The sequence below is a fragment of the Pseudarthrobacter sp. genome, assembly GCF_036675385.1.
In the GTDB taxonomy this organism is placed as follows: Bacteria; Actinomycetota; Actinomycetes; order Actinomycetales; family Micrococcaceae; genus Arthrobacter.
In genome coordinates, this window is record NZ_JAKFFD010000009.1 from 49,548 (window position 1) to 61,222 (window position 11,675).

Consider the following 11,675-nt stretch of genomic DNA (forward strand, 5'->3'; position numbering starts at 1 on the left):
CATCCGAGATCAGTTTCGTGGCTACCGTTGCAATATCGATCATATTCCGATCAAATGAACATACGCGCAAGGCGCGTCCGGCCGTCGGAACGCTCCGGGCCGGACTGCAACCGCCACCATGACGAAGAATGAGGAACGCCAGTGGAGTCGACCAAGGGGCCATCGCGCTCGGCCCGGCTGCTCGGCGTATTCGAGACGGCCGGGGACATTCTGACGCTTCAACTGTTGTTCCTGGTGGCGTCCCTGCCTGTGATCACGATATTTCCGGCGGCCCTGGCGCTGCAGTACTCCCTCGGCGATATCTTCGTGGAAGGAAGGCCCCGGCCTGCGAGGCTCTTCCGGACCAACTTCATCTGGGCCATAAGGCGTACATGGAAAGTGGCTGTTCTGCTGCCGTTGTTGATGATTCTTGCGGCTGCGTCGCTTTTGTTTTGGTTGGCGGCAGGCGGGTTGGCAGGAGTAGTCGCCCTCTGCATCCTGATTCCGATGTATGGAGTGCTGGTTGCCGGCTATGTGGCCGTCCTCGCATCCACCCTTGAAGCCGCCGCCTCGAGGACAGGCGCCCGTGGATGGGACAGCATTGCGGGATTCCGCGAACGGCTTCATAAGGCCTGGTCGCTGGCGCAGCGCCGGGCCATCCCCTTGGCGCTATCCGTCGTCGTGATGGTTACCTGGCTGCTTGTGCTGGCCAAGCTGCCAACTCTGGTGCTTGTGGGAACTGGTCTGGTGCCGGCCGGATTGGCGTGGTGGGTGGCCAACCCCTGGGTGCAGGACCGGCGGGCAGAAATCGCTGGCAGCAACAACTGAACTGCCACCTGGCGAGGCGAGTCCGCTACTTCGCTGGAATTCCGGAGGGGCCCGATGATGCTGTTCGGGTATCAATCAATACGAAATAGGGCTTAGACAGGCATCATGTGGCCTGCCTACTCTGGACAGGAACCGACACCCCGCCCGCGAAAATTAGCACGCGGCGCCCACACAGAGGACACCACCGTGGCAAAGTACACCCCGCAGGAACTGGCAGACACCCTCAAGGAAGGCCTGCTGTCGTTCCCGGTGACGTCATTCGATGCCCAGCTGCAGTTCGACGAGGAAAACTACCGTAAGCACCTTGCCTGGCAGGCCAGCTTCCCGGTTGCCGGCCTCTTCGCGGCAGGCGGCACCGGCGAAGGCTTCTCCCTCACGCCGTCGGAATCCGAGCGGGTGGTCCGCGCCGCCGTCGATGAAGTCGGCAGCATTGTCCCGGTGCTCGCCTCAGCGGGCGGTTCCACTGCACAGGCCATCGAGAACGCCCAAGCTGCGGAGGCCGCCGGCGCCGACGGGCTCCTGCTCCTCCCCCCGTACCTCACTGAGGCGGACCAGGGCGGCCTGATCGACCACGTCAGCGCCATCTGCAGTTCAACCTCGCTGGGTGTCATCATCTACAACCGCGCCAACGCCATCTACAAAGACACCACGGTGGCCACCCTGGCAGACCGCCACGAAAACCTGATCGGATTCAAGGACGGCGTGGGCGACCTCGAACACGACGCGCGTGTCTATGCCAAGCTCGGCGACCGCCTGTTTTACCTCGGCGGCCTCCCCACGGCGGAAACCTTCGCGCTCCCGCTGCTGCAGCTGGGCATGAGCACTTACTCCAGCGCCATGTACAACTTCGTCCCGCAGTTCGCGCTGGACTTCTACCAGGACGTCCGCAACAACGACCGCGTCGCCGTGAACAAGAAGCTCAACGACTTCGTCATCCCATACCTGGACATCCGCGACCGTGTGAAGGGCTACTCGGTCTCCATCGTCAAGGGCGGCCTGGATGCGATCGGCCGCTCCGCCGGCGGGGTCCGTCCGCCGCTGCAGAACCTGGCACCCCAGGACTTCGCAGACCTCAAGGCCCTCATCGCCACCGCTTCTTGAACCACAGTCTCCTGATCAACGTCTCTCCTAAGGAGTCAGCACTATGACACTCACCGGACATTCCCTGATCGCCGGCCGGCCCGTCGCCGGCGACGGCAAGACCGCCTTCGGCTTCAACCCCGCCACCAACGAGCAGCTTGCTCCCGCGTATTCGCTTATCACCGAAGAACAGCTGACGACGGCGACCTCCGCCGCCGCGGCTGCCTACCCGTCGTTCAGTACCCTGGATCCCGAGACGCACGCCGGTTTCCTGGAAGCAATAGCCGAGAACATCGAGGCGATCGGCGATGAACTGATCATCCGCGCTGGCCAGGAAACCGGGCTTCCCACGGCCCGGCTGCAGGGCGAACGCGCCCGCACCACCGGCCAGCTGCGGCTTTTCGCCGCAGTGGTCCGGCAGGGCGACTTCCGCGGCGTCCGCATCGACCCGGCCCTGCCCGACCGCACGCCTATGCCCAGGGCGGACATCCGCCAGCGCCAGATCCCGATCGGTCCGGTGGCCGTGTTCGGCGCCAGCAACTTCCCGCTCGCGTTTTCGACGGCGGGAGGAGACACCGCGTCCGCCCTCGCCGCAGGCTGCCCGGTGGTCTTCAAGGCCCACAACGCCCACCCCGGGACCAGCGAACTCGTGGGCCAGGCCATCGTCAAGGCTGTTGCGGATGCAGGCCTGCACCCCGGCGTCTTCTCCCTGATCTACGGGCCCGGTGCCAGCATCGGCCAGGCCCTCGTGGCCGACCCCGCCATCAAAGCAGTCGGCTTCACCGGCTCCCAGAGTGCCGGCAGCGCCCTGATGCGCACCGCAGCAGCCCGGCCGGAACCCATCCCGGTGTACGCGGAAATGTCCTCGCTGAACCCGGTGTTCGTGTTCCCGGGCGCCCTCAACGGCTCCGCCGAACAAATCGATGCCCTGGCGCAGCAGTACGTCACCGCCGTCACCGGCAGCTCAGGCCAGCTCTGCACGTCCCCCGGACTCCTGTTCGCCCCCTCAGGCGAGCTGGGCGACAAACTCGCTGCCGCCGTCGGACGCGCTATCTCCACCTGCGCCGGACAGACAATGCTCACCGAAGGCATCGCCAGCTCCTGGCAGGCCGGAACTGAGGTACTCGGCTCCGCTGCCGGCGTCAACGTCGTCGGACAAGGCACCCCCGGCCCCACCGAAAACGCACCCGCCCCCACCATCTTCGGCACCCAGGTCAGGGACTTCGTCTCCAACCACGTGCTGCACGAAGAGATCTTCGGCGCGGCATCGCTGGTGATCCGCTACTCCTCCACCGAGGAACTCCTCGAAGCCATCGGCCGGCTCGAGGGCCAGCTCACCGCCTCCCTGCAGCTCACCGAGGAGGACTACCCGACGGCGGCACCCCTGATCCCCGCCCTCGAACAGAAGGTGGGGCGCATCATCGTCAACGGCTGGCCCACCGGCGTCGAAGTGGGCCATGCCATGGTCCACGGCGGACCGTTCCCCGCAACCTCCGACACCCGCACCACCTCGGTCGGCACCCTCGCGATCACCCGCTTCCTGCGTCCAGTCGCCTACCAGAACATCCCCCAGGAACTCCTGCCCGCAGCGCTCCAGGACGCCAACCCCTGGCACTTGAACCGCCGCATCGACGGCACGGTTGAAGCCGCAGCCGACGCAGAAGATAAGGTCAACGCATGAGCAACCAGCCCACCATTGCCCGTGTGGAAGTGGTGCCGGTGGCCGGCCACGACAGCATGCTGATGAACCTCAGCGGCGCGCACGGACCGTTCTTTACCCGCAATGTGGTCATTGTGACCGACTCCGAGGGCCGCACCGGCCTGGGCGAGGTCCCCGGCGGGGAGAAGATTAAGTCCACCATCGAAGAGGCCGGAACGCTGATCACCGGCCAGCCCGTGGCCCGTTACCGCTCCCTGCTGCGCGGGATTGCCGCAGAGTTCGCGGACCGCGACGCCGGCGGCCGCGGCCTGCAGACGTTTGATCTGCGCACCACGGTCCACGCCGTCACCGCCGTCGAGTCCGCCCTTTTGGACCTGCACGGCCAGTTCCTCGGCGTTCCGGTCGCTGAGTTGCTGGGCGACGGCCAGCAGCGCAGCTCGGTGCCGATGCTCGGATACCTCTTCTTTATTGGTGACCATGCACGGACGGACCTTCCTTACCTGGTGGAGGACGTCCCCAAGGACCGCTGGGAGACGCTCCGCCGCCAGGAGGCGATGACGCCGGAGGCGGTGGTCGCGCTGGCCGAAGCAGCCCAGGAGCGCTACGGCTTCAGTGACTTCAAGCTCAAGGGCGGCGTGTTGTCCGGGGACGACGAAGTTGACGTTGTCACGGCCCTCGCCAAGCGATTCCCCGAGGCGCGGGTAACTCTTGACCCGAACGGCGGCTGGCTCCTGGAGGAGGCAATCCGCCTCGGCAAGCGCATGCAGGGCGTTGTGGCCTATGCAGAGGACCCGTGCGGCGCGGAAGGCCGCTTCTCCGGCCGAGAGGTTATGGCTGAGTTCCGCCGAGCCACCGGGCTGAAGACGGCCACGAACATGATCGCCACGGACTGGCGGGAGATGTCCCACGCCATCCGCAGCAACGCGGTGGACATTCCGCTGGCGGACCCGCACTTCTGGACCATGTCCGGCTCGGTCCGCGTGGCGCAGCTGTGCAAGGAGTTCGGCCTGACCTGGGGATCGCACTCGAACAACCACTTCGACATTTCCCTGGCCATGTTCACCCACACCGGTGCGGCCGCCCCGGGCGAAATCACCGCGCTGGACACCCACTGGATCTGGCAGGACGGGCAGGGGCTCACCAAGAACCCGTTGCAGATCCGCGACGGCGCCATCGAAGTTCCGGACGCTCCGGGGCTGGGGATCGAGCTGGACCGGGCGGCGCTGGACAAGGCGCACGAACTGTACCTGCAGCACGGCCTCGACGCCCGCGACGACAGCATCGGCATGCAGTACTACATCGACGGCTGGTCCTTCGACCCGAAGCGGCCCTGCCTGGTCCGCTAGGACCATCGCTTCCCCACGGCCGGCCCTCTCCAACAGGGTCGGCCGTGCGGAACCTCCAACAGCTAAATAGAAGGGTGGCCTGTGGGCGGCGTTGTTTCCGGAATCCTGATCGTCTCCGTCGTCATTGGCGTGGGCTATTTCGCTGCCCGGTTGCGGATCCTGGGGCCGGAAGTCCAGGGCGCGCTGACCCGAACCGCCTACTACGTCACGAACCCGGCGCTGCTGTTCACGGTGGTTGCCGGCAGCGATATCCGCGCCGCCCTGGGGACCGATGCCCCGCTCGCGCTGCTCTCCGCAGCGATAGTGGGGCTTCTCTATTGGCTGGCGAGTTTCCTGTTCTTCCGGCGCCCTGCTGCTGAGACCGCCGTCGGCGCCATGGCCAGCAGCTACGCAAACGCCAACAACATCGGTATCCCGGTGTCCCTATACGCCGTGGGGACGGCGCAGCACGTGGCTCCCGTGCTCCTGGTCCAACTCCTGGTGATGGCGCCGTTCTACCTGACGGTCCTGGGGCTGGTCTCCGGTTCCAAAATCTCGTGGAAGAAGATGCTGCTGCAGCCGTTCGGCAATCCCATGATCATCGCGTCCGCATTGGGCGTGGCCGTCGCCCTCACCGGCTGGACCGCGCCGGACCTGCTGCAAAAGCCGATCGACATGCTGGCCGGCGGGGCCGTGCCCATGGTCCTGCTGGCCTTCGGCCTGTCCCTCGCCGGCCGCGCGCCCCTGCAGAAGGACGACGGCCGGACCGAAACCCTCGTAGCGACGTTCCTCAAGATCGGAGGGATGCCGCTGATTGTGTGGGTTCTTGGCCGCTTTGTCTTCGGGCTGGAAGGCCAGCATCTCCTGGCCAGCGTGATCATGGCGGCACTTCCCACGGCGCAGAATGTGTTCCTCTTTGCCTCTCCTTACGGCCGCGGCATGACGGTGGCCCGCGACGTCATCCTGTGCACCACGGTTCTCAGTGTGGGCGCACTCCTGGCCGTCGCCTGGCTGGTGGGATAGACGCGGGGCAGATCTTCCAGCTGCCCCTTCGGACGTCCGACGGCGGGTCCGACGAATGGCCCTGAATCGTTCCGCGCGTCGTTGCGTTGACCTCCGTCGTTGCTACCGCATAGTGGACCCAAACCCTCGATTGAGTTCATTTCCGGCGATCGATTCCGGTCCTCGAATAGCGATGACAGGCGACATAGATGGAGATCGCATGACTACCGAACAGCCCGCTGGTCGGTCGGGTTTCACAGGGATCGACGTGCGTAGTTCCCGATGGTGGAGCCTCGGGCTCGTGACGGTGGCCGGGGTGTATTCCATCGGACTTGCTCTTCGCCCGAGTGCGGACTTCAGTCCATTGGTGGACGGATTCCTTGCCCTGCTAACGGTCTGGGTTCCCGCAACGGTCGGATGGCTGGTAGTTCACCGCACGAAGCGTAGGCGACTGGAGATGATCCTCGCAGCAGGGGCAATATCCTGCACGGCTGCAGGGGACACTTATTACATCCTGATGTCTGTTGGCGGCGCGGATGTGCCCTTGCCCTCCCCCGCCGACGTGGGCTACACAGGCTTCTATGTGTTGATGCTGGCCACCCTGGCCGTGGTCATACGGCGTCGCCTGCCGGACATGACATGGCCCGTCGTCCTCGACGCCGTTGTCGGAGCCCTGGGGGCTTCAGCCGTTCTCGCGGTGGTCATGGACCCCATCCTCAGCGCGGTCCTCGACGGCCCGCGTTCCTTGGCGATGGCACTCGGCGCCGCCTATCCCCTGTTGGATCTCCTCCTGGTGGCTGCGGTGATTGGGATCGCAGCGACCACAGGACGCAGCATCGGACGGGGATGGGCCCTGTTGGTCCTGGGACTGCTCACGTTTACCGGTGCCGACATCGGCTATGCCCTGCTGGAGTTGAATAATGTCTATGTCGTCGGAACACCCCTGGACGCTTCATGGGCGCTGGGCCTCGCCGTGATCGGCACCTGGGTTGTTATGCAGGGCCGCAATGAGCCGCCGGGAAGGGAGACCTTGGCGGTTCCGTCCCAGGCGGTTCCTGCCCTGGCGACCGTCGCGAGTCTCTCTGTTTTGGTTTTGGGAACGCAGGTGCGCGTGGTCCCGCCCGCTGTCGTCTTGGCCAGCTTGACTCTGGCGCTGGCCGCGCTCCCGCTGGTGTTCCGGCAGCGGATCCGGCTGGCCGACGTGCTGCATCAGGCGCGCACTGATGAGCTGACCGGGCTTCCGAACCGGCGGGCCCTCTACACGGAGGTGCCGAGCCGTCTTGCCTCAAGCGGCCGACGCCGCAGTGCGGTGCTTCTGCTGGACCTCGACAAGTTCAAGGAGATAAACGACAGCCTCGGCCACGACGTGGGCGACACACTCCTCGCCCAGGTCGCCGGGCGTCTGTCCGGGCAACTTCGGTCTGCCGACCTGCTGGCGCGAATGGGAGGCGACGAATTCGTCATTCATGTCGATAACTGCGGTGTTGACGAGGCACGGGCCGTGGCCGTCAAGTTGAGGGCAGCACTGGCCGAACCATATGATCTGGGCGGTGTCACGGTGCACGTCAATGCCAGCATTGGCATTTCGTGTCACCCGGACCAAGGACAGGACCTGACGATGTTGCTGCGTCGGGCTGACATGGCGATGTACAAGGCGAAATCGACGCACAGCGGCCACTTCGTTTACGACGGCGGCGAGGTCACCACCGGCTTAAAGCAGACCCACCCCCTGCAGACGCTGAAGGACGCATTGAGTGGGGACCAACTGCTCCTGCACTTCCAGCCAAAGATCGATCTCGGCACGGGGGACGTCCGCGGCGTGGAGGCCCTCGTCCGCTGGCAGCATCCGGACTTGGGGCTTCTGGAGCCCGATGATTTTCTGCAACGGTTCGAGGAAGCCGGACTCATGCCGGGCCTGACGGGCGTCGTCCTGGGAAAGGCCATGGACCAAGCGGCAGCTTGGGCGGCAGAGGGTCAGCCACTGACCGTGGCAGTGAACCTCTCCGCACCTTCAATCATCGACTCGGGCCTGCCGGCGCAGATTGACGCGATGGCCTCCGCACGCGGATTATCACCCTCCGTCCTCGTAGTGGAGATCACGGAAGACCTGTTGGTGGCTGACCGCGACCGCGCCTGCAGGGTGCTGGCCACGCTGCGCGACATGGGCGTCCGGATCGCCGTCGACGACTTCGGCAAGGGCTACAGCTCCCTGTCCTACCTGCGGGAACTCCCCATCGACGAACTCAAACTCGACAAGTCGTTTGTCCTGTCCATGACCGAAGACTCCCGCGCCACAGCTCTGGTAGTTTCAACCATTGACTTGGCCCACAGCCTCGGACTGGGTATGACCGCCGAAGGAGTGGAAAACGCAGACGCATATCGCGCCCTCAGCGACTATGGCTGCGACGTGGCACAAGGCTTCTTTATGTCCAAACCAGTTCCCGCCACGGAACTGGATGCCTGGCTCGCGGACCGCCGCCAACAACCACAGACAGGCCCCCTTTCCATTCTGTATCCCGACCGGGCTGCCGAAGGCGCGCCTCTCACCCCGTGACAGTGCAGATGGCCGACATACTTGTAATACAAGTTGGATACTTGTACGCTAAGTAGCAGGGCAATGCAGCCCGGACAGCCTGCTTTCGAGGAGCAACCATGAGTACCGTCGACGCCATCCGGCACGTAAAGCTTTCCACCGCCCGGCTGCCACTGGCCGTCCCCATCAGTGACGCCAAGGTTTTCACCGGCCGCCAGAAGCCCATGACCGAAGTGGTGTTCCTGTTCGCGGAGATCACCACGGAACTGGGCCACAGCGGCATCGGCTTCAGCTACTCCAAGCGCGCCGGCGGCCCCGCCCAGTACGCCCACGCCAAGGAGGTCGCGCAGGGACTCATCGGCGAGGACCCCAACGACATCGGCAAGATCTACACCAAGCTGCTTTGGGCCGGCGCTTCCGTGGGCCGCTCGGGTGTGGCCACCCAGGCCCTGGCCGCCATCGATATCGCCCTCTATGACCTCAAGGCCAAGCGCGCCGGACTCTCCCTGGCTAAGTTCCTGGGCGCCTACCGGGACTCCGTCCAGACGTACAACACCTCAGGCGGCTTCCTCAACGCCTCCCTTGAAGAGGTCAAAGACCGCGCCACCGTACTCCTGGAGGAAGGCATCGGCGGCATCAAGATCAAGGTAGGCCTGCCCGATTCCGCCGAGGACCTGCGCCGCGTGGCCGGCATCCGCGAACACATCGGCTGGGACGTTCCCCTGATGGTGGACGCCAACCAGCAGTGGGACCGGGCCACCGCCCTGCGCATGGGCCGCCAGCTGGAGCAATACAACCTCATCTGGATCGAAGAGCCGCTCGATGCCTACGACTTTGAGGGCCACGCGCACCTCGCCAACGTCCTGGACACGCCCATCGCCACCGGCGAGATGCTGGCGTCCGTAGCCGAACACAAGGGCCTCATCACCGCCAACGGCTGCGACATCATCCAGCCGGATGCACCCCGCGTCGGAGGCATCACCCAGTTCCTGCGCCTCGCCGCCCTCGCGGACGAACGCGAACTCGGCCTGGCACCGCACTTCGCCATGGAGATCCACCTGCACCTCGCCGCGGCATACCCGCGGGAGCCGTGGGTGGAGCACTTCGACTGGCTTGACCCGCTGTTCAACGAGCGCCTCGAAACCAAGAACGGCCGCATGCTGGTCCCGGACCGTCCCGGCCTGGGCGTGACCCTCAGCGACCAGGCCCGCGCCTGGACCACCGAGTCCGTGGAGTTCGGCGCGTAACCTTGAACGCATGAGCCGGAACCTGACCGCGGACCTCGCCGCCGACCTTCGCACCCGCATCGTGGACGGCGTCATCCAGCCCGGCGACAAGCTTCCCAGCGAAAACGCGCTGATGGTCGACTTCGGCGTCAGCCGCACCGTGGTGCGCTCGGCACTGACGCGCCTCCAGGCCGAAGGGCTGGTGGAAACCGAACGCGGGCGGGGCAGCTTCGCGCTGACCCCGCCCGACGACGGCCCCCAGCCAGTCCCGGGCAGCCGCCCCGTCGCCAGCATCGAAGACCGCCTGCACCTGCTGGAATTCCGGCTGGGCGTCGAGACCGAAGCTGCTGCCCTGGCCGCCCGCAACCACTCCGACCGCCAGCTCCGGGCGGTCAATGCTGCCCTGGAACAGTTCGCCGCCAGCGCTGACCACCCCGGCCACGCCATGAAGGCCGACTTCGAGTTCCACCGCGCCATCGCGGCGGCCTCCGGCAACCCTTTCTACTCAGATTGCCTGGCCGCACTGGGCCAGACGATGATCGCGATGCCGCGCACCCGGCTGCTCACCGGCGTCGAGCATTACGCGCGTGACCACTTTGACCAGGTGGTGCACGAGCACCGGTCCATTGCTGCCGCCATCGCCGACGGCGATGAGACAGCCGCCTCTGCCGCCATGCGCAGCCACCTCGCAAATTCCCGACGGCGGTTCAAGGCTTCGGTACGCCCGCCGGCCTAGGCGCCTCCCGCACTCAGCGCAACACACCAACGCCGGCGCAGCTCTTCCCCGCATTGCGGTCTTTTCCCCGCCGCGTTACACGGGGATTAGTCCGTCCGGAGGGGAGAAATCGCCCGCCGGCCTTGGCGGACGCTCAGTTCCCGCGGGCCAGCACCTGCCCCTTGAAGAACTCGGGCCGCAGCGTGGACATCACCAGCATGATCACCACGCCCAGCAGGATCACGCCCATGCCCAGGATAAACACCATCCCCAGCCCGCCCACCGATGATCCGGAGCCGTACTCGGGGTCCATGGAATCGGCGGCGGTCTTGAAGAACATCACCAGCAGGATGACTCCGCCCAGCAGCGGCGCCAGGAACCTGAAGAAGAACGCGCGGCCATTGCTGAACGCCTGAGCCCGGAAGAACCAGACGCATGCCAGGGCTGTGACGCCGTAGTAGAAGCAGATCATCATGCCCAGCGCCGTGATGGTGTCCCAGAGCGCGTTCTCCGAGGTGGTCCGCGTGATGACGTAGAAGGCTGCGGCAGCAACGCCCGCGGCGATCGTGGCGTAGCTCGGGGACTTGAAGCGCGGGCTGACCTTGCCGAAGCGGCCCGGGAATGCCTTGTAGTGGCCCATCGAGAGCATGGTCCGCGCCGGCGACACAAACGTGGACTGCAGCGAGGCGGCCGAACTGCTCAGGATGGCAAGGGACATCAGGATGGCGAACGGTCCCATCACCGGCCCGGAGAGGACGGCGAAGATGCTCGACTGGTTATCCGGATTCCCGGCGCCAAGGCCGGTTTCGCCCACGCCCGCGAAGGACAAAGTTGCCAGCGCAACGGTCATGTAGATCGCGACAATCACCACCACGGTGACGGTTGCCGCCCGTCCCGGAGTCTTCTCCGGATTCTTGGTTTCCTCGTTCATGGTCAGCGTGACGTCCCAGCCCCAGTAGATGAAGATGGAGAGGGAAACCCCGGCAGCAAAGGCTGAGAAGGATCCGACCGCGAACGGGTTAAACCAGTCCGGCGAAATGGCGGTCGCATCAAACGCCGAGCCGTTGGCCACGTGAGTGAAGGCAGCTACGGCAAACCAGCCCAACACCAGCAGCTGGAACGCCACCAGTACATACTGCACGCCCTTGGTGGCTTCCATGCCCCGGTAGGAAATCCAGCAAGCCAGGGCGATGAACACCAGGGTGGTGGCGATGTTCAGCGGCAGGTTCTTGCTCAGCTCGCCCAGTTCCGGGTTCCCGAACAGCTGGGCCAGCATGAGGTAGAAGAAGTCGACGGCGACCGCCGCCAGGTTGGACAGCACAATGAT

9 protein-coding genes are annotated in these 11,675 nt (G+C 65.4%); 8 read left to right on the plus strand and 1 reads right to left on the minus strand.

Features of this window, described 5'->3' with window-relative positions; all coding sequences use genetic code 11:
• Window positions 1-141: 141 nt before the first annotated feature.
• The 8 genes from V6M49_RS01090 (at window position 142) to V6M49_RS01125 (ending at window position 10,369) form a co-directional block, all read left to right on the plus strand.
• Entirely contained in the window at window positions 142-807 is a 666-nt protein-coding gene (locus V6M49_RS01090; protein ID WP_332759561.1) for a hypothetical protein, read from the plus strand.
• 186 nt (window positions 808-993) lie between these two features.
• The gene (gene kdgD / locus V6M49_RS01095) at window positions 994-1,908 is read left to right on the plus strand and encodes a 5-dehydro-4-deoxyglucarate dehydratase (RefSeq protein WP_332759562.1); all 915 of its coding nucleotides are present in this window, start codon (window positions 994-996) and stop codon (window positions 1,906-1,908) included.
• A gap of 43 nt (window positions 1,909-1,951) precedes the next feature.
• Window positions 1,952-3,568 carry an aldehyde dehydrogenase (NADP(+)) gene (locus V6M49_RS01100; protein WP_332759564.1) on the plus strand — a complete coding sequence of 539 codons (1,617 nt, stop codon included), beginning with the start codon at window positions 1,952-1,954 and terminating at the stop codon, window positions 3,566-3,568.
• Entirely contained in the window at window positions 3,565-4,893 is a 1,329-nt protein-coding gene (locus V6M49_RS01105; RefSeq protein WP_332759565.1) for an enolase C-terminal domain-like protein, read from the plus strand. Before V6M49_RS01100 ends, V6M49_RS01105 begins: the two co-directional genes overlap by 4 nt.
• A gap of 81 nt (window positions 4,894-4,974) precedes the next feature.
• Entirely contained in the window at window positions 4,975-5,895 is a 921-nt protein-coding gene (locus V6M49_RS01110) for an AEC family transporter (protein ID WP_332759566.1), read from the plus strand.
• 436 nt (window positions 5,896-6,331) lie between these two features.
• Window positions 6,332-8,428, plus strand: a complete 2,097-nt coding sequence (locus V6M49_RS01115) for a putative bifunctional diguanylate cyclase/phosphodiesterase (protein WP_332759568.1) — start codon at window positions 6,332-6,334, stop codon at window positions 8,426-8,428.
• A 98-nt stretch (window positions 8,429-8,526) separates the two neighbouring features.
• Window positions 8,527-9,654 carry an L-talarate/galactarate dehydratase gene (locus V6M49_RS01120; RefSeq protein WP_332759570.1) on the plus strand — a complete coding sequence of 376 codons (1,128 nt, stop codon included), beginning with the start codon at window positions 8,527-8,529 and terminating at the stop codon, window positions 9,652-9,654.
• Between the two features lie 10 nt (window positions 9,655-9,664).
• Complete coding sequence (locus tag V6M49_RS01125; protein WP_332759571.1) at window positions 9,665-10,369, plus strand: FadR/GntR family transcriptional regulator; 705 nt, start codon at window positions 9,665-9,667, stop codon at window positions 10,367-10,369.
• Between the two features lie 133 nt (window positions 10,370-10,502).
• Here V6M49_RS01125 and V6M49_RS01130 read toward each other — a convergent pair.
• Window positions 10,503-11,675, minus strand: a 1,173-nt coding sequence (locus V6M49_RS01130; RefSeq protein ID WP_332759572.1) for an APC family permease, incomplete at its 5' end; no start/stop codon positions are given.